The sequence below is a fragment of the Parvibaculum sedimenti genome (assembly GCF_009184905.1).
GTDB classification, from domain to species: Bacteria; Pseudomonadota; Alphaproteobacteria; order Parvibaculales; family Parvibaculaceae; genus Parvibaculum; species Parvibaculum sedimenti.
The window spans coordinates 282428-306100 of the sequence record NZ_WESC01000001.1 but is presented as its reverse complement, the minus strand read 5'-3'; the positions used below and the strand labels follow the sequence as shown (position 1 = coordinate 306100).

Sequence of the window (23673 nt, the reverse complement as noted above, 5' to 3'; positions counted from 1 at the left end):
TGTTTGGGCAAACTGACGCGTAGATCGGCTTTGCTCTGCTTTTCGCTGATGGTTCCGCAGCACAAGCCCCGGCAACGCCGGACCATCCCATCATTGCCCGTGAACGTAGCTGTTTGGGACGCCGCATCGTCAGGGGTGCAGTCGTCTTACTCTGCCCAGCAATGGACTAGTTTGCCCTGGTTTCCTATGCTATGGTCGCAAAAACAGCGAGGGCTCGATAATGGCGGATTCGCCAGACCAGGCCATGACCGTCCGGGATGTGGCTGGCTATCTGAACGTCGACGAGAAGACGGTCTATCGGCTTGCAAAGCGTGGCGACCTGCCGGGGTTCAAGGTGGCCGGTGCATGGCGCTTCAAGAGATCGGACCTCGATAGCTGGATTGATCTGCAGAAAAAAGCTGCACAGACCAAGGCTTGAGGGGGCCCGAGTGAGCGATCTGAACATCAGCAATTTTATCTGGAACATCGCCGATGATGTTCTGCGCGATGTCTATGTTCGCGGCAAATACCGCGACGTCATCCTGCCGATGACCGTCATTCGTCGGCTCGACGCCGTGCTTGAACCGACCAAGGACGCGGTCTTGGCCATGAAGACGCAACTGGACAAGGCCGGAGTCGCCAACCAGCACGCGGCTCTTTGCCAGGCGTCGGGCGAAGCCTTCTATAACACATCGCAGTTCCGGCTTCGCGACCTCACGTCTCGCGCGCGCCGCCAGCAGCTGAAGTCAGACTTCGAGGCCTACCTCGACGGCTTCTCCCCGAACGTTCAGGAGGTGCTCGACAAGTTCAAGTTCCGCAATCAGATCCCAACGCTTGTCGAAGCGGACGCGCTCGGGTTCCTGATCGAAAAATTCCTCGACCCATCGGTCAATCTCAGCCCGAAGCCCGTGTTGCACCAAGACGAAAGTGTGCGCCTACCGGGGCTCGACAACCACTCCATGGGAACGATCTTCGAGGAGCTCATCAGACGGTTCAACGAAGAGAACAACGAAGAGGCCGGAGAGCACTTCACGCCGCGCGACGTGGTGGAGCTCATGGCGTACCTGATCTTCATGCCGATCGCGGATGAAATTCAGTCCGGCACCTATCTTGTATACGACGGAGCCTGCGGTACGGGCGGTATGCTGACGGTGGCGGAAGAGACGCTGGTCAAGCTGGCGGCCGACCATCGCAAGGAAGTGTCCGTCCACCTCTACGGACAGGAGGTTAACCCAGAGACCTTCGCCATCAGCAAGGCGGACCTCATCCTCAAGGGTGAAGGCGCAGAAGCTGAGAACATGAAGTACGGCTCGACGCTCTCCAGCGACGCATTCCCATCGCGCGAGTTCGATTTCATGCTGTCGAACCCGCCCTACGGCAAGAGCTGGAAATCCGATCTTGATCGGCTCGGCGGCAAGAAGGACATCGCCGACCCCCGTTTTGTGATCGAGCACGGTGGTGATCCCGAGTACAGCCTGATCACGCGCTCCAGCGACGGCCAGATGGTGTTTCTGGCCAACATGCTGAGCAAGATGAAGAAGGCCACCAAGGTCGGCAGCCGCATCGCGGAGGTCCACAACGGCTCGTCGCTGTTCACCGGCGATGCAGGCTCAGGCGAAAGCAACGTGCGGCGCTGGGTCATCGAGAACGATTGGCTCGAAGCCATCATCGCGCTGCCGCTGAACATCTTCTACAACACCGGCATCGCGACCTACATTTGGGTGCTCAGCAATCGCAAGGCAGAGTCCCGCAAGGGCAAAGTCCAGCTGATCGACGCCACGGCGTGGTTCAAACCGCTGCGGAAAAACCTCGGCAAGAAGAACTGCGTTCTAGGGCCGGACGACATCAAGCGCATCTGCGACAGCTTCCTCAACAGCGAGGAAAGCGAGCAGTCGAAGATCTTCCCCAACGCGGCGTTCGGTTATTGGAAGGTGACGGTCGAGCGGCCCTTGCGCTTGAAGGTCGATCTGTCGGCGAGTGCGCGGCGTCGCTTCGCAAAGGTGTGCGCGGATGCGGGGGAAGAATCGCTCACTGGCGTTGTGGAAGCGGCAGCCGATCGGCTTGGCGAAGGCCCTCATCTAGATTTCAACCGCTTCCTTGAAGAAGCCGAAGCTGTGGCGGGCAAGCACGGCGTCCGTATGACAGCCAAACGCCAGAAGCTCCTGATGGCGGGGCTGGGCATAAAGGATCCTGGAGCTGAGCCGGTCATCAAGAAAGTGTCCAAGATCAAGCCGGGCGCCGATGCTGAAACGGAAGCGCTCCACGGCAGCTATCATCTGACCGTCGGCGGAAAGCCAGCCATCGTCGAATACGAACCGGACACGGAGTTGAGAGACACCGAGCAGGTGCCGTTCTTGGAAGACGGCGGTATCGAGGCGTTCTTCCGCCGCGAGGTTCTGCCTCATGCGTCGGACGCCTGGATCGACCCGTCCAAGACGGTCATCGGCTATGAAATCTCTTTCACGCGGCACTTCTACAAGCCGCAGCCGCTGCGGACACTCCAGGAGATCGAAGCCGACATTCGGGCGCTCGAGCAGGAAACCGAAGGCCTTCTTGAAGACGTTCTGACGGGAGGCCAGTGAACATGGCCACCCAACGCTACTCCGTCACCCCCCATCCGATCGAGACCCTGCTCACTTGGGTGAAGTCCGGCGAGATCGCCATTCCGGAGATCCAGCGCCCTTTCGTGTGGGACGCGACCAAGGTCCGCAACCTTCTGGACTCGCTCTATCAGGGCTATCCGGTTGGCTATCTCATCGCCTGGCGGAACCCGTCGGTCCGGCTGAAAGACGGCTCCACATCGTCGGGCAAGCGCATCCTGATCGATGGGCAGCAGCGCGTCACTGCGCTCATGGCCGCGTTGCTCGGCCAGGAGGTGCTGACCAAGGACTACGAAACCGTCCGCATTCGGATTGCGTTCCACCCGGTCGAGGAGCGCTTCGAGGTCTCGAACCCGGCCATCCAGAAGGACGCCTCATGGATTGCTGACTTGGCGACGGTCTTTGCGCCAGACGCCAGCCTGACCAAGCTCACACGTGAATATGCAGCGCGAAATCCGGAGTCTGATCAGGACCAGATTTCATTGGTGCTGGAGAAGGTCCGCAAGATCATCAACAACCAGGTCGGCATCATCGAGCTGGCCGAAGATCTCGATATCGAGACGGTCACCGAGATTTTCATCCGGGTGAATTCGGCCGGCGCATCGCTCAGCCAAGCGGATTTCGCCATGTCGAAAATCGCGGCGAACGACACCTATGGCGGCAACATGCTGCGCAAGGCGATCGACTATTTCTGCCACCTCGCCGTCGCACCGGAGTTCCTGCCGCGCATCGAGAAGGGCGACAAGGTCTTCGCCGCTTCCGAATTCCTGCCGAAGATGCGCTGGCTGAAAGACGTAAACGACGACCTGTACGACCCGTCCTACACCGACATGCTGCGCGTGGCGTTCACGTCGGAGTTCCGCAGGGGCAAGCTGCAGGATCTGGTCGCCCTGCTGTCGGGCCGGAACTTCGAGACGAAGCAGTACGAGGAGACGGTCGCCGAGGAGGCTTTTGCCCGCCTGAAGGCCGGTGTCCTGAACTTTATCAACAAGACGCATTTCGACCGGCTGACGATGATCCTGCGCTCGGCAGGGTTCGTCACGGCCGGCCTGATCCGCAGCCAGAACGCCATCAACTTCGCCTATATTCTCTACCTACGAGGCCGCGCCGAAGGCATGCCGGCAGCCGAGATCGAGCGTCTCGTCCGGCGCTGGTACGTCATGTCCCTCCTGCGCGGGCGCTATTCGGGCAGCCCCGAAACGGCCTTCGATTTCGATATCCGCCAGATCGAGTCCCGTGGCCTTGCTGCCTATACGGATGCGGTGATCAACGCCGAGCTGCCGGAAAGCTTCTGGACCACGCTGCTGCCGCAGGAAATGGACACCTCGTCGGCCTCGAGTCCCTATTTCCTCGTCTATCAGGCGGCGCAGGTTAAGCTCGGCGATCTGGGCTTCCTGTCGCGGGACATCACGGTTCGCGACCTGTTGCTGAACCGCAGCGATGTGCACCACGTCTATCCGCGCAATCACCTGAAGGGCCAAGGTCTGACGCGTGGTCGTTACAATCAGATCGCCAACTTCGTCCTCGCGCAAAGCGAGATAAACATCGGCATCGGGGACCGCGATCCGAAGATCTATTTCGCCGAGCTAGCGGGCCAGTGCAACGGCGGCATCCGGAAGTATGGCGGCATCACGACGGACGAGGAGATGCGCGCCAATCTTCGCATGAGCTGCCTGCCGGAGTGCCTGCTCGACGGTGATATCCCGTCTTTCGATGACTTCCTGGAACAGCGGCGAAAGCTGATGGCCCAGAAGATCAAAACTTATTTCGAAGGGCTTTGAAGTGCCGTCGGGGAAATACTACGCAGGTGGAGGGGCGAGACATGGCTGAACGGGACGACCTGCTCGCATCAATAGCGACGACCACCGCCGACTATCGCGAGGGTGATCTGGCGGTGCCGACTCCGGAGCATGTGGGACGCTGGATCGATCAGTTTGACGCTGGCGTCCAGCTGCCGATCCTGCGTGAAGTGAACCATGTCCTAAAGCAAACCTACCTCTCACAGGAGTGGATTAAAGGCTTCTTCTCTCACCAGATAATTCACAAGGACATGACTGGCGACAATGCACAAAGATTCTGGTCACGCGCACATGTCTTAGACATCCAGCAAAATGGTCAAAGCCAGACCCACATAAGGAGACTATTTGGGGAGTCGTTGTTGGAGAAATGTGGCCTTGATATTGATGCGTGCGGCACTGCTGGTGGCGCATACATCTATCTTGATGACGTGATCTTCACCGGCGGGCGTGTGAAGAGTGACTTGACTGCATGGATCAGGGATGCCGCGCCAGCCAAGGCTGTACTGCACATATTGGTAATCGCCGCCCATACGCTTGGCGAATGGCAGTGCACGAAAAGCCTTAAGGAAGTGGCCGCAGCGGCTGGAAAAGAGATCGAACTTCATGTTTGGGCTGCTGCTCGAATTGAGAATCGAAAAGCCTACCGTAACGTGTCAGAAGTTCTTTGGCCCGCGACGGTGCCAGACGATCCTGCTGTGGCAGCCTATTTGGCCCAACAAGGCCGCTTCCCGCTTGAGCCTCGTCAGCCGGGCGGTAAGCCAAAGATCGAGATATTCTCATCTGAAGAAGGGCGGCAACTCTTAGAGCGCGAGTTCCTGCGCGCAGGGATCAGGATCAGAGGCTTCTGCCAGAACCCGAATGCCATCATGCGCCCGCTGGGGTTCGGCAATTTTGGAGTCGGTTTCGGTTCGACAATCGTGACCTATCGAAATTGCCCGAATAACGCGCCGCTTGCTTTGTGGTGGGGTGACCCTCACGCGCATGCCAACCACCCATTCAGCAAGTGGTATCCGCTGTTACAGCGGCGAACCTATGAACGAGAGGTCGATTTCGATGACTTCGACTTCTGAAGCGCCCCGGGGCAACCAGTTTCGCACCTACGACCGCGAATCGAGCGTCGTCTTTCTGAAGACGAACGAGCGGTTCGGCGGTCTGTCGAACATGGCGCCGGGCTTCCCGCTGCGGGTGAACGGCGTTCGCATCCGCACGTCGGAAGCGCTCTATCAAGCCTGCCGTTTCCCACATCTGCCCGATGTGCAGCGCAAGATCATCGACGAGCACAGCCCGATGACGGCCAAGATGCGCAGCAAGCCGTTCCGCAAGGACTCGCGGCCGGACTGGGACGCGGTGCGCGTGAAGATCATGCGCTGGTGCCTGCGGGTGAAGCTGGCACAGAACTGGCGCGAGTTCGGCAGGCTGCTGCTGGCGACGGGAGACCGCCCCATCGTCGAGCAATCCCGCAAGGATGATTTTTGGGGCGCGAAGGTGGCCGAGGACGGATCACTCGTCGGCATGAACGTGCTGGGCCGCCTGCTGATGGAGCTTCGCGAGCAGATGAAGGGCGACGAGGCCGAGAGCCTTCGGGTCATCGAGCCGCTGGCGATCCCCGAGTTCCTTCTGTTCCGCCAGCCCATCGAGGCGATTTGCGCCGCTGACGGTTGGGAGAAGCCGATCGGGATCGAGCCGCACGCGTCGCAGCCAACCGCCTCGCCACTACCGCGAGACCTCCCGCAACCTTCTCTTTTCGACCAGCCGACGATCGCCCGGGGGCAAATGAACATTCAGCAGAGCAACCGCCCGGCCGAGGCGTACACCAGTAAGAAGCCAATGCCCTATTCCGGATATCGGGACAGCGGCCTGCCTTGGCTCGGAGAGATCCCGGAGCATTGGGAAGTTCGGCGCAGCAAGTACGTCTTCCGCGAGGTCGATAAGAGATCAGAAACCGGTGAGGAAACGCAGCTTTCAATGAGCCAAGTTCATGGCCTTGTCGAAAGTTCGAAGATCGACACTTGGCGCCTGCGCTCAGAGAGTTACGCAGGCGGGAAACTCTGCGAGGCGGGCGACCTCGTTCTGAATCGGTTGAAGGCTCACCTCGGTGTGTTCGCGCACGCCTCGATGCCTGGCGTTATCAGCCCGGACTACACGGTGTTCCGCCGCGTTGATGGCGCTGAGGTGCGTTACTTCGAACATCTGTACAAGTCGCCGATTTATAAGACGGAGCTGCGCAAGCGCACCAAAGGGATCGTCGAAGGGTTCTGGCGTCTCTACTCCGATGATTTCTACGACCTGCGCGTTGTCGTCCCGCCGACGGAAGAACAGACCAAGATTGTCGCATTCATCGATTCATATGACCGCCGCGTCCGCCGCCTGATCCGCAACAAGCGGCGGCTGATCGGGCTACTGAACGAGCAGAAGCAGGCGATCATCAACCGAGCCGTCACGCACGGCTTAGACTCCAATGCCCCGATGAAGCCCACCGGCATCGACTGGATGCCCGAGGTTCCCGCCCATTGGGAGGTGAAGCCGCTCAAGCACTGGCTGCGCGAACGCGCCAAAGCACTCGGCGACAAGACCTCGCCAGAGTACGAGTTCGATTATCTCGACATCAGCTGTGTCGGGACTGGGTTTCTGACCGCCAAGCCAGAACGCATGAAATTCGAAGATGCCCCGTCTCGCGCGCGACAGATCGTGCAGAAGGGCGACACGATCCTTTCGACAGTTCGAACGTACCTGAAGGCGGTCTATTTTATCGAGAACGACTGGCCGGACCTCATCGCTTCCACAGGCTTCGCCGTGCTGCGGCCCGTCGAGCAGGTGGAGCCCCGTTTGCTCGGCTACGTCCTTCAGAGCAGCACGTTCATTGAGCGTGTCATACGAGCGTCGATCGGCGTTGCCTATCCGGCGATTTCAGAGGGGCGTCTGGGCACGCTTCATGTGGCGTTTTCCCCTCATCTGGCCGAACAGAAGGCCATCCTCGATCACATTGCGGCTGAGACCGCCGCCTTCGACGAGGCAATCGAGAAGGCTCAGAGCGAGATCACGCTGATCCGGGAATACCGAGAGCGCCTGATTGCCGATGTCGTCACCGGCAAGCTGGACGTGCGCCATGTCGAGATCGCCGAAGCTGCGGACGAGCCGATTGCCGACGACGAGGCGCTGGAGGAGGAAGGCGACGACACCGAGGTGATGGAGGGGGCCGATGCCGACGACTGACACCAGCGAAAAAGGCCTCGAAGCCCTCATCGTCCGCTCGCTGATCGACGAGGCAGGTTACGTTGCTAGCGAGTCGAAGGACTTTGACCGGGACCACGCGATTGACCTGGCCAAGCTGTTCGACTTCCTGAACGCGACGCAGCCGGAGGCTGTCGAAGCCCTCGGCATTGGCGAGGACGGACCGAAGCGGCTGCAGTTCCTGCACCGGCTGCAAGGCGAGATCGCCAAGCGCGGTGTCATCGACGTGCTGCGCAACGGCGTGAAGCACGGCCCCGGATCGGTCGAGCTGTTCTTCGGCACGCCGACCCCCGGCAACGCGAAGGCCGAGGAGCTGTTCGCCGCCAACATCTTCAGCGTTACCCGCCAACTGCACTATTCCAAGGATGCGACCAAGCTGTCGCTCGACGCGGCGCTGTTCATCAACGGTCTGCCCGTCGCCACCTTCGAGTTGAAGAACAGCCTGACCAAGCAGACGGTCGAGGACGCAATCGAACAGTACAAGCGCGACCGCGATCCCAAGGAGCTGCTGTTCCAGTTCGGCCGCTGCGTTGTCCACTTCGCTGTGGACGACCACGAAGTGCGGATGTGCAGCCACCTGAAAGGCAAAGCGTCCTGGTTCCTGCCGTTCAACAAGGGCTGGAACGACGGCGCAGGCAACCCGCCGAATCCGCATGGCCTGAAGACCGATTACCTTTGGAAGCAGGTTCTGACCAAGCGCAACCTCACCGACATCCTGGAAAACTACGCGCAGGTGGTCGAGGAAACGGACGAGCGCGGAAAGAAGAAGCCGCCGAAGCAGATTTTCCCGCGCTTTCACCAGCTTGACGTGGTGCGCAAGCTGCTCGCCGACGCAGGGTCTTCCGGCGCCGGGCGGCGGTACCTCATCCAGCACTCGGCAGGTTCAGGCAAGAGCAACTCGATTGCCTGGCTCGGCCACCAGCTGATCGGGCTGGAGACAGGCGGCAAGCCGACCTTCGACACCGTCATCGTTGTCACCGACAGGCGCAATCTCGACAAGCAGATCCGCGACACCATCAAGCAATTCGCGCAAGTGTCCTCCATCGTCGGCGCGGTCACCGAAGGATCGCAGCAGCTGCGGACGTTCCTGCAGCAGGGCAAGAAGATCATCATCACCACGGTGCAGAAGTTTCCGTTCATCCTGGACGAGATCGGGGACAGCCATCGCGGGCGAACCTTCGCCATCATTATCGACGAGGCGCATTCCAGCCAAGGCGGCCGGACGTCAGCCAAGATGAACATAGCCCTTGCCGCGAATGGTGCCGAGGAGGAAGACGAAACCGTCGAGGACACCATCAACCGCTTGATGGAGGCGCGGAAGGTTCTGCCGAACGCGAGCTATTTCGCCTTCACCGCCACGCCCAAGAACAAGACGCTGGAGATTTTCGGCACGGCGGTCCCCGAGGGTGGGAAGGTCAGGCACGTCCCTTTCCACAATTATTCGATGAAGCAGGCCATCGAAGAGGGCTTCATCCTCGACGTGCTCAAGCACTACACGCCGGTCGAAAGCTACTACCGGCTCATGAAGACGGTGGAGGACGACCCGCAGTTTGACGCCAAGCGGGCGCAAAAGAAGCTCCGGCGCTATGTCGAATCCCATGACCATGCCATCCGCAAGAAGGCGGAGATCATGGTCGACCATTTCCACGACCAGGTGATGGCCCATCGCAAAATCGGCGGAGCAGCGCGCGCCATGGTGGTGACCAGCGGGATCCACCGGGCCATCCAGTATTTTCACGCCTTCGAGGAGTATCTGAAGGAGCGCAAAAGCCCGTACCAAGCCATCGTCGCCTTCTCGGGCGAGCACGAATATGGCGGTCAGAAGGTGACTGAGGCGTCGCTCAACGGCTTTCCCAGCAACAAGATCGAAGAGTTGATCCAGAAGGACCCGTACCGGTTCCTCATCGTCGCCGACAAGTTCCAGACCGGCTACGACGAGCCGCTGCTGCACACGATGTACGTGGACAAGACGCTGTCCGGCATCAAGGCCGTGCAGACGCTGTCGCGCCTGAACCGGGCGCATCCGCAGAAGCACGACACCTTCGTGCTGGATTTTATGAACGACTTAGACGGCATCAAGGCGTCGTTCGAGGATTATTATCGCACGACGATCCTGAGCGAGGAGACCGACCCGAACAAGCTGCACGACTTGAAAGCGCGGCTCGACGGCTACCAGGTCTATTCCTGGGAGCAGGTGGAGGACCTCGTGGGGTTGTATCTCGGTGGCGCCGACCGGGACAAACTCGACCCCATCCTTGATGCCTGCGTTGCGGTCTACAAGGCCGATCTCGATGAAGATGGGCAGGTCGACTTCAAGGGCAAGGCGAAGGCTTTCACGCGCACCTACGGGTTCCTGGCGGCAATCCTGCCGTACACGAATGCGGAGTGGGAGAGGCTCTCGATTTTCCTGAACTTCCTGACGCCGAAATTGCCTGCACCAGAGGAGCAGGACCTGTCGAAGGGCATTCTGGAGGCCATCGACATGGACAGCTACCGGGTCGAGGCGCAGGCGACGATGGCGATCGCGCTTCCCGATGCCGACGCGGAAATCGGACCTGTGCCGTTGGGCGGAGGCGGTCGCAAGCCTGAGCCGGAACTGGACCTGCTCAGCAACATCCTCAAGACGTTCAATGAGATGTTCGGCAACATCGACTGGAAGGACGCCGACAAGATCGGGAAGGTAATCGCTGAGGAGTTGCCCACGAAGGTCGCGGCCGACAAGGCCTACCAGAACGCGATGCAGAATTCGGACAAGCAGAACGCCCGCATCGAGCATGATAAAGCGTTGGAGCGCGCGGTGATCGAACTGCTGTCGGACCACACCGAACTCTTCAAGCAGTTCAGCGACAATCCCTCGTTCAAGAAGTGGCTTTCAGAGACGATTTTCGCTGCGACCTATGCCGACAAGGCGGCGCAGGCTGGTTCCGCCGCTACTCGCAGCTGAACCAGCGCATGGCGGTCTGGATCAGATGATCATGATCACCGCTTGTGGCCTCCTTGTAGAAGGCGTCGATCTCTTCCTTCGGGAGATTGGCGTCTTTCGCTGCCCGTTGACACAACCCGAGGATCATAAAGGCATTGCTGTCATGCCCAGTCAGCTGGACCGTGATGTTGGGATACTTTGGGGGCATTGACCGGCTCCTCCAGTGCAGTAGACAGGGTGCTACAACGCTCTTTTTTTCATTATTATCAATATGATAAGGCGCTTGTAGTTCGCGCATTTTCCCATCGCTGTGCTGATGGGCGCCGGCTGCGGCAACTTCGTGCCTGGTCCCGCATGACGGCGTAGTCGCTCATCATCTCGGCGATGGCCGATCCGTCCGGCAGCACCCCGAGTTCCTCGGCTGCGCGCGCTTGGAACTCGCGGCTATACTCGACAACGGGTGGGCAGACGGTGGCGATGCGTGGCTCAGAACCTGCCGTCGCGCAGGCGGTCAGCAAGCTCATCGCGATCGCGAGGACGGCGAGCCGCGGCATCCAGCATCTGGCGTTGGACGTCATTGGTCTTCTCCGAGGTTTCGAGGCGTTCGGCGAGGCGGCCCGCGCGCTCGCCGGAGCGCCGGAGCGCGAGCAGGAACAGGAGCACCGCGAGTGCGATGGCGCCGTAGCGCAGGGCCGCCCTCATCCACGGGCTGGCGGCGATCCCGGTGAGGAGAGCGGCGATCATCGCTGCCCCCGCTTCCAGTCATCAAGCCGCGCGTAAATCGTGACGGCGACGCCCGCGAGCGCCACGGCGATGAACACCCAGCGCAGCGTATCGAGGTACGGGACGAGCGGCAGGATGGCGGACTGGGTCTCGGCCAACACGCTCTGCGCGACCTCGACCCCGGCTGCGCCCAACGTGGCGACACCCGCCGCGCCGCCGCCCTTCATCGTGCGGCTGTCAGCCAGCGTCTCGCGTGCAGGTGCGGTCTCCTCGGCAAAGGCCGTGGGACGCACGGGGAACCGCTGGCCCCAGATCCGCGCCGGACCGAGGTCGATGTGAATGAAGCCGGAGCGCGGGTAGAAGCCGAAGCCGAGGAAGCCAACGGCTCGGGCGGCCGCCTCGAAGGCCACAGGGTCATGGTTCGCCATGGCGATATCAAACGCCGTACCGTCCATGTGCTTCGAGCGCGGCGCGCCACCAACGGCACGGTTGTGCTCGGGGCTGCGATACGCGGAGCGGACGATCAGCGGCTTGCCCAGCCGGTCGCGCAGCGCCTGCAGCTTGTCGAGCGCGGGTTCGTTGATGAGCAGCTTGCCAGCGCCCCGGCAGGCGATCTCGGCCGGCGAGAAATTGGGCCAGCGCCAGGTGCTCTCAGGCACGTCGCGCCAATGGCGGTGGAAGGTCGTCGTCATGGGGTCCTCCGAAAACGAAAAACCCGCCTAGAGGGCGGGTGCGGTTGGGCTGATGATGGGAGTGGGGAGCGGCTACGGGCTGCCGCCGAAGATCTTCAGCTTGATCGCGATGCCGGCCAGCAGAGCCAGCATGACGCCGGTGGTGATCATGCGGACGGCGGTCTGCATCGCCGTGCGCCGCACCAGACGGATGCAATCCACCAGCGAGCGCAGATCGCGGATGTCGAGCGCGGCCTCGTCGCCGTCGAGGCCGACATCGGCGAGCGCGCGTTTAGCGCCTTCCTCGGCCGCCCGGGTCAGGATCGCCTCGAACTCGGCGTCGGGCATGCGCACGAAGCCCTCGGATCGGGGTGGGTTCATCGGGATCCTCCTTCCGCCGCTCAGCCGACCTTGCAGCCCCAGAAGGACGTGTGGTCTGCCGCGAAGTAGCCGTCCGCGACCCGGAAATACCCCTGGAGCTCGACGGTATCGCCTGCGGTGAGTGGGACCATGGTCTGCAGCCAGATCGCGGTGGCGAGCGAGACGTGGGTGGCGGATATTTCGCCGAGGGAGCCGCGGATTTCGGTGGTACCGTTCAGGACGAGCCGTCCACTCATGCGGGCCGTGGTGCTGGCGTTGATCTTGTAGAGCAGCGTCGCGCCAAAGAGGTAGGTGCCGTCGACTGGCGCCACGAAGTGGTTGTTCGCGGCGTCGAAGACCCCCTGGTCGTTGTAGTCGGTGTTGTTCAGGCCGATCTTGGTCCAGGTGCCGACGCCCACGTAGTTGTCGTAGTTAGTGTAGGCCTTGAACCGCGGCAGTTGAGGCTGGTCGACGATGCCGGTGGCGTTGTCGACGCTGAGCCCGTCGAAGAAGGTGCTGCCGTCTGCCGAGACCGCGAGGCGGAACCTGTCGGACCCGAACAGCCCGACCAGCGCCTTGGTGACGAAGCCGGTCTGCAAGATCAGACCGAGATCGTCGGCGGCGGCCTCCTTGTTCATGGTGTAGAACAGATCGCCGGTGCCACCCTCGGCGACGGTCTTCGCCGTCCAGAGCGCAGCGTTCAGCTTGGCCGAGAACGGGTTGGACGCATCTGCGGTTGTGCCGAGACCCAGCAGCGTCATGTTCTGTAGAGCCGCCGGGGTAGAGTCGATCCAGTCCGCCCCATCGTAGACGAGCAGCAGGCCCTCGTCCTCGACCCACGCCCGCCAGCCGGTCCGGGGTGGCAGGCGGAGCCAGGCCCCATCCGTCCACAGCGCCACGTTCAGGTCCCACCCCGCCCAGTCGCCAGTCGCACCCGAGGCGACGATGTAGCGGTCGCCATCGCTCGGGCTGCCGGGAGGGGCGATTGCCGATGCGCTGATAACAGAAAGCTGGACCAGCGCATCGAGCAGCCGCAGGGCCTCGTTGTGCGTTACATGCTTCTGCGATTGGTTCGCCAGGATGTAGGGCATATCGAGATGGGGCGTGGTATCGGGCATGGGCAAACCTCAGAAGAAAAGGGTTTCAGCCTTCGGCGCGCCGCGTCCGAAGGTGGCGCTGATCTGATAGACGACGACCGCGAGCTGATCGCCGGGCCCCAGCGGCGCGCCCCAATCGGCGGTCTGCTGCGCGCCCGTATAAACGACGCTCGGTTGGTTCGAGGCGAGGGTGCGGAGGACGGTTTCGCCATCGATGATGTCGACTTCATAGGCTTCCGCGTCTTCATCCAGCGGGACGGACGCCACCTGCCAGCTATCGCCCGACGCGGCGCGCGTGCGCCTGACCCAGCTGATTTCCAGATCGCCCGGCACGCGCGGAAAGCGGAAGGGTTGCGATACATGCGCCACCGAATAGGGCCGCAGGCCGACGCCCGTCGCCGCGAAGACGATTTCGGCATAGGAGGAATCGTCCGGCGTCCGCGCGGCGGGGCCGCAGCGCCAGTTGAATGAGAGCCCGAGCGTATCGGCGGAAATCGGCAAGGGCACGACCGCGCTATCGAGCACCACCACCCGGGCGCCTTCCGGCGCGGGAGCGCGCATCGCGCTTTCGGTTCCCAACTGGCCGCGCAACAAGCGCCGCAGCACGTATTGCCCCGGCGCGACAAGTTCAGCTTCGCCGAACTGAACGATTTCCCAAAAGCCGCTTTCTGATTCCACGGCCAGCGCGTTGGCGCCGCCAAACAGTTCGATATCGGAGACGCTGCTCAACTGGCCCGAGTAGAGACTGACCCAAAGTTCATTCGCCAGATCGAACCGCGCCACGGGGCCGCTGTAGAAATCCCCGGCCAGTTCGCCCATGCGTGCGGGCAAACCGGGCGTTTCGATCAGCTCGAAATTGTCCTGGGTCGCGCTGCGATAAATGGCGCTGCGGCCATACCATGGCTGCGCCAGCACGGCCGCGTAGGGGCGATGCGCCGGAACATCGTCCGACAAGCGGGGCAAATTCATCAGCGCCGCCACCGGCGGGCCGTAGCCAACGGGTATAGGCAGGGAAGGTACCCTATCGGGCCCCGGGCGCATGCCATGGATCGCGGCATCGGCCCGCGCCGCCTCGATCCCTCGCGCCTCGCCATCGGCGACGGAAGCGATCCTGAATTCCATGAAGCGGCCGTCATGGGCTAACAGCACGATATCGGTAGGGTCCAGCGCCAGCCGCGACGGCGGCAACCTGAAGGCGGCCGTTTCGCGTTCCAGCCAGGCTTCATAAAGCGCGCGGCGGCAGCGGGTATCGGCGTCGCCTTGCATGCCGGCGATCGAGAAGCTTTCGGTTGAAATCCGCGCGGTATCGACGGTGATCCGCCGGGCTTCGACCGTAAGGCCGTTATATTCCTCGTCCGCCCGAAGAAGCCGCCATTTCAGCGCGAGGGGCAGTTCCGTTTCCTGGCCGCGCGTCAACATGAGATCGTCGGATTGGCGGGACGGCGCGGCCACCAGCGAGTCGGAATCGAATTCAAGCACCGGCTGGCCGCCGCGCGGAACAAAGCGGATCAGCCCGTCGCTTTCCACCGCGTCGAAAGCGTAAAAGCGCATCAGCGGCCCCAGCGAGGCGCGGGCGCTTTCAATGCCCTGAATCAGGTAGCCCGCCACCGTGGCGTTCAGCAGCGACGTATCGATCAACCCGTCCGCCAGCCCGGCGCGGCGGCACAGCGCGCGAACGATCGAGCCAAGGCCGGCGGCACCGAGCCGCCCGGCGATCCAATGGCCCAGGCGCCAGTTTTCGGCATCGCTCCATACATCCGGCAATCCGGGAAAATAGGGATAGGGCCGCGCGTCCCATGTCCAGATATGGATGTTGGCGGCATCGATCATCCGGCCGCTATATTCGGTCGAGGCCGGGTTGTTGTCCGGATCGGACCAGTAGCCGATCAGCGACTCGATATAACGCCGCTGGATGAAATCGTCGCGCTCGCCGCGCGAGAAGTACGGAGCGGTGCTTTCCGCCGATTTGGGATCGACAAACACATTGGGCTGGTTCGTGCCCTTATCGATCGCCGGGCAGCCCGCTTCGGTAAACCAGATCGGCTTGGATTCCGGCGCCCAGGCGGTCGGCGTTTCGCTTTCAACGCCCCCGGGCCGGTTGTAATGCGCGTTCTGCCACCAGCTTCGGAGATCCTTGTAGCGGAAGGCCCAGGGCTTGCCTTCGCCATCGGTGATCGCGGTGCGGGTTTGCGTTTCACGATCGCCGCCGCTGGCATAGTACCAGTCGAAGCCCTCGCCGCCCTCGATGTTCGATTGCAGATAGTCGGGATCGTATATCGATTTCCAGCCGGCTTCCGCGTCCAGATGGTCGTTCCCATCGCGCCAGTCCGAAAGCGGCATGTAGTTGTCGATGCCGACGAAATCGATATTCGCGGATGCCCAGAGCGGGTCCAGATGGAAATATACGTCGCCGCTTCCGTCCTGCGGATGATGCCCGAAATATTCGGACCAGTCGGCGGCGTAGCTGATCGCGGTGCCCGCGCCCAGGATCGCGCGAACATCGGCGGCCAATTGCGCCAGCGCGGTTACGGCGGGATAGGCGGAGGCGCTGCTTCGGACCTGCGTCAACCCGCGCAATTCGGAGCCGATCAGGAAAGCATCCACGCCGCCGGCCGAGTCGCAAAGGTTGGCGTAGTGAAGGATCATGCGGCGGTACGACCATTCCCCGGCCCCCGGCGATGCCGAACCGAAGAACGAATTGATTTGCGTGGCCGCCGCCGAGGTCTTGTCCGGGCTTCCCGCCTGCCCCGGCGCGGGATCGCAGGTAATCCGGCCACGCCATGGATACGCCGGCTGGCCGGCGGCGCCGGTCCATGGATCGGGCAATTCGTTATCCGGCGGGATGTCCATCATGACGAAAGGGTAGAAGGCCACGCGCCAGCCGCGCGCCTTGATGGCGGCGATGGCGCGGCCGACCGAACCGTCGGAAGGGGTGCCCCCGAACGCCTGGCGGCCGTCGAAGCTGCTTACCACCGCCGCCGACGACCGCCCGATCCCGGCGACGCTCCATGCGTGCGGCAAGGAAATCCGGTGATTGACTTCGACCTTGGGGCGAAGGGTGCAGTCGCCCGCGCGTAGATCGTCGCCGAACCAGGCAACGACCAGCGCCACCGATTCAAGGTTGGGGCAAACATCGGCCAATTGATCCAGCGCCACCTCAAGGTCGGTCCTGTCCGGCGCGGCGTGATTGTTCAGGGTTCGGCTACTGGTTTCGGTAAGAATGTCCCGCTGGCGGGCCGTTTCATAGACGAATTCGCCGGCCCCGGGGATCAGATTGACGGCGGTAATGAGTTGCTCGCTGGACGCTGTTTCATCGTCCGGCCGGTAAACCTCGAACGAAAGCTGCGGGATACGATTGCCGAATTTTTCGAGCGGCAGTTCCTCGAAGACCACATAGGCGGTGCCGCGATACGCGGGCACGGTTCCCGCGCCCTGCTTGGCCTCGATCCATGAATCGGGCTCCTGATCCTCCGTACCCTGATAGACGCGCCAAACAGCGCCGGGCACATCGAACGGTTTGCCATCGGCCCATATGCGGCCGACCCCGGCGATGGGCCCCTCGCACAGGGCCACCGCGAAGGAGGCGTAGTAGATATATTCGGTTACGCTGACACTACCGCCGCCACCGCCCTTGCCGCCGCCTTGCGATGTCGTGCGCGTTTCTTCGCGGAAATCGGTGGCCCAGATGATCTGGCCGCCAATTCGCATCCGCCCGAATACGCGCGGCAAGACGGCGCCCTCGATCGATGTGGTTACCCGCAGGGTTTCGAGCCGCTGCCCAACAATATTCTGGTTGGGCTGCATGCCCGCGACGATCAGGCTGTCAACGACCGATCCGAGGCCGGAGCCGATCATGCCGCCGATCGTGGCCGCCGACATGCCGAGGAACGTTCCGCCAATGGAACCGCCGATGGCGGTGCCGACCGCGCCCAGAACAAGCGATGCCATGGGTTATCGGGCCTCTTTCGGGAATCGGAGCGCGAAGGCGATGCGCCGGCGCCAGGCGCCGGTCAGGGGTGCCTCGACCACGCCGCCGCGTTCATAGGAGTGGACGAAGCGGGAGTCGGAGGTAAGTATCCCGCAATGCTTCGCGATCGCGCCTTGCCGCATGCGGAACAGCACCAGATCGCCCGGCGCCCTTTGGAACGGCGGGCAAGGCAACATCCAGCGCAACGCGCCCGACAGAAGCACCTCGCGGTTGCCCACCTCGCCCCAATCGCGGCTGTAGGGCGGTACACGTTGCGGTTCCGGCCCCACCACATCGCGCCAAACGCCACGCGCCAGGCCCAGGCAATCGCATCCGATTCCCTTGATACTGGCCTGATCGTGATAGGGCGTGCCGATCCATTCGCGCGCGGCGGCGATCACCCGCGCGGGATCGGCCGCTTCCATGGCGGCTTGGAAATGCCGGGCCTGCTCGATCATTTTATCGGAGCGTTCCACCGCTGTTTTCGTCGCCCCGGTTCGGATAGCGTATAACCACATCATCGCCGGGCATATGCGGAAAGCCGCGGAAGTTCGCGACGTTGGCGAACTTTGCCCGGCAGGTGCCGATCTGCTTGTCGCAACCGGCGCGGATATAAAACTGATCCCCGGTTTCCAACGGGCGCACGGGGGCTTCCGCGAGCTCCACCGTCGCCGTGCCGCCGGAAAAGCCGTGCGCGGCGACTTCCGCGCGGCGGCCGGCGTTGGCGCCGGTAAGCCATTCAACATGGCCCATGCTGAACCAGCCATCGGCGAAGCCGCCAAGGCCGGAAGCCTCGAAAACGCGATCGGCCGTAACCGCCGTGATTTCGCCGGCACCGCGAAAAGCCGGGGCGTCAAGATCGATGCCGCAGCGGCCATCGCCCAGCGCGGCATCGCAATAATACTGAAAGGTGCGCCCAACCGTCTGGTTCAGCACATGCGAAAGGGAACGGACCTCCGTTATGAAGGAGACCTTGCCTCGCCGGATCTCGCCGATATTCCCGCGCCGCATCAAAACGCGCTGCGCGGGCGCGGTCCAGTTCACCCGCCAAACCTCGATTGCGGCATTATCCCAGCGGCCGTCCAGGATATCCGTTTCCTGGATGCGATCGGACGTAAGGGCCCCTTCGGCGTCCTGGGCGTCGACCGCCAATTGCGAGCCCGCGCGGATCTCCGATGCGCTGAAACCGCTTTCCGGCTCGTAATCGGTGCCGCCGAAGGAGATCGCGCGGTCGTGATCTGTAAACCCGAAGACCTCGCCATCGGCGCGTTCGACGCGCCAGCACCAGGCAAGGGTGGTGGTGCCGCTATCCAGATGCGCTTGCAGTGCGGCGGGCAAAGCCTTCATCGCTTGATCTCGATCAGAGGAATGGAGGTGATGGAGCCGAGGCGCTCGATATCGAGCGTAACGTCCAGTTGATCCGTATCGAAACGGACAGGCACGTCGAATTCGAAACCCGCCGTGACGAGCACGCCCTCGGCGGGCGCGGTGTCGAAGGTGACGATGCCGGTGGCCGTGTTCACCGCCCAGCCCGCTACCTGTTCCACGGCATCGAGCGCGATGACGCTTGTACCCAGGACCGGCTTGGTGATGGGGCGGCTGTAGGATTGCGCGCCGCTGGCGTAGCTTTTCGCCAACTGGAATTCGACGGTTTCGCCGTCGCCTACCCCGATCAGTTGGTCCCCGATGGCGGGTTGCCCGCTGGGAAGGCAGGATTTGTAATCGGCCCAATCCTTCCAGCGGAATCCGTAGAGCCGTCCATTGCGCGCTTCGAAGAAGGCGACCACCGCCGCCAGATCGTCCGCGCGGCGAACACCATAGCTGGCGTCGTAGCGGCGCCGGCTGCCGGCCCATGCGCCGTTGCGTTCTTCGTCCCCCGACGCCAATTCCACTATTTGCGTTCGCCGTTCCGGGCCACCGCGAGCGCCCCGGCTGATATTGTCGGGGAAGCGGATTTCGTGGAACGCCATCAGCAAGCCCTCCATTCGCCATCGGTGAGCCAGCCGTGCCACCGGCAGCCCCCGACCCACCGGACACTTGGCGTAAGCGTTGGCGATGCCTCGTTTCCGTTCCAGTTCCAGGAAGGGGATGGCTCCGGCCTGAACGGGAGATTGCCCTCGCTCCCGCAACCGCAGGGGCATCGGAAGGCCATGCCCGCGGTGCCGGCTTCGCGATTGGACACGATTTCGTAGGCGCCCGGCCGCTGTCCCGCGGCACCGTCGATATCGTCAACGAGCACCGCCTTGACCATCACGACCCCCTGCGCGAGCCGTAAGCCACCGCGCGCGCGATATCGGCGGCGACCTGCGTGCGCGATTGCCGGAAGCTCTCGGCGTCGCGGGCCATGATGGTGACGTTGACCCCGCCGCCCGCGCCGTAGGCCTGCGCCTCGCGACGTGACAGCACCCGCTCGCCCCGCTGCAGGATCGCGGGCACCTCGTCGTGGCGGAGGCCGGCCATGCCGCCGGAATGCATGCGGGGCGCGGCGGCAAAGGCCATGGCCGGGACCATTCGCGACGGCCCCGCGGACCCCACCATCCCGCCCGCATGCAGGACGCTGGCGAAGATGCCGCCCGCCCCGGAGAACACGCCGGAGAGCGCGTTTGCGATCGGCCCGAGGATGAAGCGCCGCGCCGCCAGCTGGGCGAGATCGGCCAGCAGCGAGGTGACCAGATCGCGGAAGTTCAGCTTGCCGGTCTTCACGAACTGGCCGACGGCGTTCTCGGCCGACTGGAAGGCGCTCACGAGGCTCTGGCCAATATCGCCGCCAATCTCGCGGGCCTTGCTGGCGTAGTCCGATAGCGCCGCCGTGACGGCCTGCCAGCCGGTGACGGCGGCTTCGGTCGCGGGCTCCGCCGCCGCAGCAGCAGCCCCGGCAGCCGCACCAGCCCCCGTCGCGGCGCGCCCGGCTTCACCAAGCGCCGTCTCCAACCGCTCGGCAGCACCCGTGGCCTCGGTCAGGGCATCCGCGCTCGCCTCGTCGGTGCCGCGCACGGCATCGCGCAGCGCCTGCCAGCTTTCGAGCGGTGCGCGGGCTCCTTCGGCCAGATCGCGCGCCGCGCCACGGTAGACATTCGCAGACTCGAGTGCCCGGTTCGCCGCCTCCGTGAGTCCGAGATCGGGTGCGGTAAGAGGGTTATCCTCGAAGGCCCGGTCGAACGCCGCCTGCGCCGCAATGGTTGCGGCTGTCGCCGCCCCTTCGAAGCGGTTCTCGATCTCGCCGAGGTCGAGGTCGGGCACCAGCGAGATGCGCCGCTCCGACCCGAGGGCTTCCAGCCCCTGGTTGATGCCGCCGATGAAGCCGTTGATGCGCGAGACCACCCCGTTCAGCATCGCCTCGACGCCGTCGACGAGGCTGTTGGCCGACTGGAACGCCAGATCGCCGATAGCGGCAGGCAGCAGACCCCAGATCGCCTTGATCGCCTCGTAGGCGCCCTCGAAGGTGTTCGCGGCCGTATTCCCGAAACCGACGACGCTCTCGATGGCGCTCTGCATGCCCGACGCCGCATCGGCCTTCAGGTCGAAGAACATCGCCGTGGCGGCGGCACCCGCCGCTGCGGCGCCCATCCTGATGCGTTCCCAGACCTCGACCGCGAGGTCCTTCAGGAGCGACATCGCTTCTCCGAAACCGCCCGCGCCGGAGACGAGACGGGTGAACTGGTAGACGAGCTCGCCCGCGCCGACGATCAGCGCGCCGATACCGGTACGGATCAGCGCCCCACGCAGGACGACCAGCGCCGTGGCGAGGCCACGGACCGAGAGCGCGGCAGCGGCCATGCCAGCGACCCAGCGGCCCGCAAGGAAGGCCGCGAAGGTCCCGGCATAGATGGTCAGGCGACCGATGTTGTCGAAGAGACCCCGGATCGCGATGCCAAGCGGGCCGGTGCGGCTGGCGACCGCCGCCATGGCGTTGGCGACGGCTTCCAGCGCCGGAGCCGCTGCGACGGCAAGCTGGTTCGACAGCCCGCGCCAGATCAGCCCGAGCCGGGAGATGGCGTCGTTCGTCCGCTCGATCTGGTCGGCGTCCTGTTCGGAGACGACCACTCCGAACGCGAGGACGTCCTCGGTCGCCTGGCGTAGCGTCGCGGTGTCGATCCGCGACATGGCGATCGAGCCTTCTTCGCCGAAAAGCTGGCCCGCCACGGCGGCGCGTTCGGCGGCAGGCACGAAGTTCTCGATGGCGGCGTTGATGGCGCCCACCCGCTGGTCCAGCGGCAGCGCGATCAGCTCGTTGGCCGAAAGCCCCAGCCGGTCGAGCGCGTCGGCGGCCGGGCCGCTCCCGGCGGCTGCCTGGCTGAGACGGCGCGTCAGATCCTTCGTGGCCTGCTCGATGCCGGACATCGACACGCCCGCCAGCTCACCCGCCCGCTCCAGCGTCTGGATCGAGGCAACCGTGGTGCCAAGCGACTGCGCCAGCTTCGCCTGCGCATCGACGGTCTGCAGCCCGGAGCGGATCATCGCCACGCCAGCGGCGGTTGCGGCTGCAACTGCGGCAGCGGAGGCCACGCGAACCCGGCGCGAGAAGGCTGCGAGCCGGGCGTTCGCCGCTTCCATCTCCCGGCTGAGACGGCCAAAGCCACGCGACCCGGCCTCGCCGACACCTTCCAGCTCGGCGCGCACCTGTCGCCCACCCACGGCCGCGAGGCGGACGCTAACCCGTTTTTCCGCCATTGGAGTGATCCATCTGTTCGTTGAGTTTGGCGACCATCACCGCCTCGATGACGGGCAGCAGTTCGGCCATGGCGAGCGGCGGCACGCCGAGCGCGTCACCGAGCGCCAGCGCCGCCGACAGGTCCCAGCCAATCACCGCGCCGGGCAGGACACGCAGCTGGCCACCCAGACGGCCGACAAGGTCCCAGACCTGCCAACCCTCTGGCGTTTCCGGACGGTTCAACCGCGCCGGGCAGTCCGGGCAGGCTTGCTCGCGGCCCTCGTAGGGTGCGCAGGCTTCGCAGTATCGGTCGCCCCCGCCGAAGGACCATTCGGCGAGAGCGCGGAGGCGTTTTTTTCCAGTTCCAGCAGCAGGCCCTTCGAGACGTAGGTCAGCTGGAAGGCCTCGAAGATCGGCCAGACATCGAGCAGCGCGTCGATGGCCTCGGGGCTTGGGTCGATGGGCTTGCCGTCCGCGTCCCCGATGCCGTCCCAGGCAAGCACGGCGCGTCGCGCCAGCGCCTTGGCGAAGGCGACGGCGCGCTCCTCGTCAGACGCCTCTTCCGGCACCGCCTCGACGGCCGGATCGCTGCGCGTCGCCACCATTAGCGCCGTGGTCAGTGGGCGCAGTTGCACCCGGACGCCGGGCGCAAGGTCGTGCCAGCGCGGCGCGTTCGTCAGGTCAAGCGTCAGCATCAATACGTCTCCACATCGTTCACGAGGGTTGCGGTGCACATCCGCCCGACCACGCTGTCGCGCGCCGCCTGCCAGTCGAAGGTGGCCTGCACGCCCTGCGGCCCGGAAATCTCGATGCGCGGGCGCGGCAGGTAGACGGCGTGCACGGTGAAGGTGAAGTTCTCGCCCGAGGGCAGGACGTAGGCGAACTCCATCTCGCAGGCCTCGCCGTTGATCGCCTGCGTCACCAGCGTCTGGTCGGCGAAGCGCACCTCGATCCGGCCGGTCAGCGCCGCGATGGACGGGTCCGCGCCGTCGATCCGCCCGTCGCTGCGGATGGTCTCGATCCGGTCGAGGTTGTTCGCATAGGTGATCTCGGCCGAGACCACGTTGCCGAGGGCGGTGCCATTGCGCGTGATCGCTCCGTTGAAATGGCCGAAGCGCTTCAGCTCCAGCGCGGTGGGTGGTGAGGCGGGTGCGCCGAACGCGCTGGTCGTCGTGCCCACCGTCTCGCCCTGCGCCACTAGCCGCGCCGTTGCGGTCAGCAGTCCCGAGCGCTGCATCTGCCAGGTGATCTGGTCGAGCACGCAGCCGGAATACATCGCATAGCGCGGCACCTCCGGCATACCGGTCTCGATCGACATCGAGGGCAGCGTCCAGGACCCCGATTGGAACTCGTGGCTGTACGGGGCCTCCGCTCCGGTGGTCGTCGGCGACCCGAAGGCCGCCTTCAGCCAGAAGCCGAAGGCCTCTGCGTCGAGCGGCACGACGACGTCGCCATCGGCCGTCACCGCGTCCTTGATCGGCGCCAGCGGATCGCGGCCGTAGCCAAGCAACTCCGAGTTCAGCAGCGGCTGCTCGGCGCCGAGCGAACTGCTGGCGAAGGGCATGCGGGTGAACCCGCTCGCGGGCGGCGTTCCATAGATCGTCTCGAACGCAAGCGCCATCAGCGCCCGCGCCCCCTGGGCTCGTGCCATGGTGTTCTCCTGTTGTCGGTT

At 63.8% G+C, this 23673-nt stretch carries 20 protein-coding genes; 6 read left to right on the top strand and 14 right to left on the bottom strand.

Annotated features, from left to right (window positions below; translation table 11 throughout):
• Positions 1-220: 220 nt before the first annotated feature.
• The 6 genes from F2P47_RS01495 to F2P47_RS01465 are packed head-to-tail and all read left to right on the top strand — an operon-like array spanning position 221 to position 10553.
• Positions 221-418: a helix-turn-helix domain-containing protein gene (locus F2P47_RS01495; protein WP_152214380.1), complete on the top strand. Its 198-nt coding sequence runs from the start codon at positions 221-223 to the stop codon at positions 416-418.
• 10 nt (positions 419-428) lie between these two features.
• Positions 429-2561: a type I restriction-modification system subunit M gene (locus F2P47_RS01490; protein ID WP_152214379.1), complete on the top strand. Its 2133-nt coding sequence runs from the start codon at positions 429-431 to the stop codon at positions 2559-2561.
• Between the two features lie 2 nt (positions 2562-2563).
• Positions 2564-4360: a GmrSD restriction endonuclease domain-containing protein gene (locus F2P47_RS01485; protein ID WP_152214378.1), complete on the top strand. Its 1797-nt coding sequence runs from the start codon at positions 2564-2566 to the stop codon at positions 4358-4360.
• Between the two features lie 41 nt (positions 4361-4401).
• Positions 4402-5448: a phosphoribosyltransferase-like anti-phage protein gene (locus tag F2P47_RS01480; RefSeq protein WP_152214377.1), complete on the top strand. Its 1047-nt coding sequence runs from the start codon at positions 4402-4404 to the stop codon at positions 5446-5448.
• Entirely contained in the window at positions 5432-7591 is a 2160-nt protein-coding gene (locus F2P47_RS17800) for an NADAR family anti-phage protein (protein ID WP_204886468.1), read from the top strand. Before F2P47_RS01480 ends, F2P47_RS17800 begins: the two co-directional genes overlap by 17 nt.
• Positions 7578-10553 carry a type I restriction endonuclease subunit R gene (locus F2P47_RS01465; RefSeq protein ID WP_152214376.1) on the top strand — a complete coding sequence of 992 codons (2976 nt, stop codon included), beginning with the start codon at positions 7578-7580 and terminating at the stop codon, positions 10551-10553. Before F2P47_RS17800 ends, F2P47_RS01465 begins: the two co-directional genes overlap by 14 nt.
• On the opposite strand, the gene F2P47_RS01460 is transcribed toward F2P47_RS01465, so the two are convergent.
• The 14 genes from F2P47_RS01460 to F2P47_RS01390 all read right to left on the bottom strand — a co-directional run bounded on the left by F2P47_RS01460 (position 10540) and on the right by F2P47_RS01390 (position 23652).
• Complete coding sequence (locus F2P47_RS01460; protein WP_152214375.1) at positions 10540-10740, bottom strand: hypothetical protein; 201 nt, start codon at positions 10738-10740, stop codon at positions 10540-10542. The genes F2P47_RS01465 and F2P47_RS01460 overlap by 14 nt on opposite strands.
• A gap of 278 nt (positions 10741-11018) precedes the next feature.
• A complete protein-coding gene (locus F2P47_RS01450; protein WP_152214373.1) occupies positions 11019-11276 on the bottom strand; it encodes a hypothetical protein in 258 nt (85 codons plus the stop codon).
• Entirely contained in the window at positions 11273-11947 is a 675-nt protein-coding gene (locus F2P47_RS01445) for a YcbK family protein (protein WP_152214372.1), read from the bottom strand. Before F2P47_RS01445 ends, F2P47_RS01450 begins: the two co-directional genes overlap by 4 nt.
• A 72-nt stretch (positions 11948-12019) precedes the next feature.
• Positions 12020-12307 carry a DUF6127 family protein gene (locus tag F2P47_RS01440; protein ID WP_036708271.1) on the bottom strand — a complete coding sequence of 96 codons (288 nt, stop codon included), beginning with the start codon at positions 12305-12307 and terminating at the stop codon, positions 12020-12022.
• A 20-nt stretch (positions 12308-12327) separates the two neighbouring features.
• On the bottom strand, positions 12328-13404 hold the full coding sequence (locus F2P47_RS01435; protein ID WP_152214371.1) for a DUF2793 domain-containing protein: 1077 nt from the start codon (positions 13402-13404) through the stop codon (positions 12328-12330).
• A 9-nt stretch (positions 13405-13413) separates the two neighbouring features.
• Positions 13414-17331 carry a baseplate multidomain protein megatron gene (locus tag F2P47_RS01430; protein ID WP_152214370.1) on the bottom strand — a complete coding sequence of 1306 codons (3918 nt, stop codon included), beginning with the start codon at positions 17329-17331 and terminating at the stop codon, positions 13414-13416.
• A gap of 3 nt (positions 17332-17334) precedes the next feature.
• Positions 17335-17808 carry an NlpC/P60 family protein gene (locus tag F2P47_RS01425; protein ID WP_246176686.1) on the bottom strand — a complete coding sequence of 158 codons (474 nt, stop codon included), beginning with the start codon at positions 17806-17808 and terminating at the stop codon, positions 17335-17337.
• Between the two features lies 1 nt (position 17809).
• Positions 17810-18697 carry a DUF2163 domain-containing protein gene (locus F2P47_RS01420; RefSeq protein WP_152214369.1) on the bottom strand — a complete coding sequence of 296 codons (888 nt, stop codon included), beginning with the start codon at positions 18695-18697 and terminating at the stop codon, positions 17810-17812.
• Entirely contained in the window at positions 18694-19320 is a 627-nt protein-coding gene (locus F2P47_RS01415) for a DUF2460 domain-containing protein (RefSeq protein WP_152214368.1), read from the bottom strand. Before F2P47_RS01415 ends, F2P47_RS01420 begins: the two co-directional genes overlap by 4 nt.
• Positions 19320-19502, bottom strand: a complete 183-nt coding sequence (locus F2P47_RS17850) for a ubiquitination-like system serine protease family protein (RefSeq protein ID WP_246176697.1) — start codon at positions 19500-19502, stop codon at positions 19320-19322. The genes F2P47_RS01415 and F2P47_RS17850 overlap by 1 nt, the downstream gene beginning before the upstream one ends.
• A 98-nt stretch (positions 19503-19600) precedes the next feature.
• Positions 19601-22021, bottom strand: a complete 2421-nt coding sequence (locus tag F2P47_RS01405; RefSeq protein WP_152214366.1) for a phage tail tape measure C-terminal domain-containing protein — start codon at positions 22019-22021, stop codon at positions 19601-19603.
• On the bottom strand, positions 22002-22244 hold the full coding sequence (locus F2P47_RS01400; RefSeq protein WP_204886465.1) for a DUF7697 family protein: 243 nt from the start codon (positions 22242-22244) through the stop codon (positions 22002-22004). The genes F2P47_RS01405 and F2P47_RS01400 overlap by 20 nt, the downstream gene beginning before the upstream one ends.
• Positions 22241-22696 (bottom strand): hypothetical protein, encoded by a 456-nt coding sequence (locus F2P47_RS01395; RefSeq protein WP_152214365.1) that lies wholly within the window; start codon positions 22694-22696, stop codon positions 22241-22243. The genes F2P47_RS01400 and F2P47_RS01395 overlap by 4 nt, the downstream gene beginning before the upstream one ends.
• A complete protein-coding gene (locus F2P47_RS01390) occupies positions 22696-23652 on the bottom strand; it encodes a phage tail tube protein (protein WP_152214364.1) in 957 nt (318 codons plus the stop codon). The genes F2P47_RS01395 and F2P47_RS01390 overlap by 1 nt, the downstream gene beginning before the upstream one ends.
• Positions 23653-23673: the final 21 nt, after the last annotated feature.

Bases quoted from the DNA above. Each gene is read 5' to 3' on its own strand.
- F2P47_RS01495 (WP_152214380.1), top strand. From the start codon at position 221: ATGGCGGATTCGCCAGACCAGGCCATGACCGTCCGGGATGTGGCTGGC.
- F2P47_RS01485 (WP_152214378.1), top strand. From the start codon at position 2,564: ATGGCCACCCAACGCTACTCCGTCACCCCCCATCCGATCGAGACCCTG.
- F2P47_RS01480 (WP_152214377.1), top strand. From the start codon at position 4,402: ATGGCTGAACGGGACGACCTGCTCGCATCAATAGCGACGACCACCGCC.
- F2P47_RS17800 (WP_204886468.1), top strand. From the start codon at position 5,432: ATGACTTCGACTTCTGAAGCGCCCCGGGGCAACCAGTTTCGCACCTAC.
- F2P47_RS01465 (WP_152214376.1), top strand. From the start codon at position 7,578: ATGCCGACGACTGACACCAGCGAAAAAGGCCTCGAAGCCCTCATCGTC.
- F2P47_RS01460 (WP_152214375.1), bottom strand. From the start codon at position 10,740: ATGCCCCCAAAGTATCCCAACATCACGGTCCAGCTGACTGGGCATGAC.
- F2P47_RS01450 (WP_152214373.1), bottom strand. From the start codon at position 11,276: ATGATCGCCGCTCTCCTCACCGGGATCGCCGCCAGCCCGTGGATGAGG.
- F2P47_RS01445 (WP_152214372.1), bottom strand. From the start codon at position 11,947: ATGACGACGACCTTCCACCGCCATTGGCGCGACGTGCCTGAGAGCACC.
- F2P47_RS01440 (WP_036708271.1), bottom strand. From the start codon at position 12,307: ATGAACCCACCCCGATCCGAGGGCTTCGTGCGCATGCCCGACGCCGAG.
- F2P47_RS01435 (WP_152214371.1), bottom strand. From the start codon at position 13,404: ATGCCCGATACCACGCCCCATCTCGATATGCCCTACATCCTGGCGAAC.
- F2P47_RS01430 (WP_152214370.1), bottom strand. From the start codon at position 17,331: ATGGCATCGCTTGTTCTGGGCGCGGTCGGCACCGCCATCGGCGGTTCC.
- F2P47_RS01425 (WP_246176686.1), bottom strand. From the start codon at position 17,808: ATGATCGAGCAGGCCCGGCATTTCCAAGCCGCCATGGAAGCGGCCGAT.
- F2P47_RS01420 (WP_152214369.1), bottom strand. From the start codon at position 18,697: ATGAAGGCTTTGCCCGCCGCACTGCAAGCGCATCTGGATAGCGGCACC.
- F2P47_RS01415 (WP_152214368.1), bottom strand. From the start codon at position 19,320: ATGGCGTTCCACGAAATCCGCTTCCCCGACAATATCAGCCGGGGCGCT.
- F2P47_RS17850 (WP_246176697.1), bottom strand. From the start codon at position 19,502: ATGGCCTTCCGATGCCCCTGCGGTTGCGGGAGCGAGGGCAATCTCCCG.
- F2P47_RS01405 (WP_152214366.1), bottom strand. From the start codon at position 22,021: ATGGCGGAAAAACGGGTTAGCGTCCGCCTCGCGGCCGTGGGTGGGCGA.
- F2P47_RS01395 (WP_152214365.1), bottom strand. From the start codon at position 22,696: ATGCTGACGCTTGACCTGACGAACGCGCCGCGCTGGCACGACCTTGCG.
- F2P47_RS01390 (WP_152214364.1), bottom strand. From the start codon at position 23,652: ATGGCACGAGCCCAGGGGGCGCGGGCGCTGATGGCGCTTGCGTTCGAG.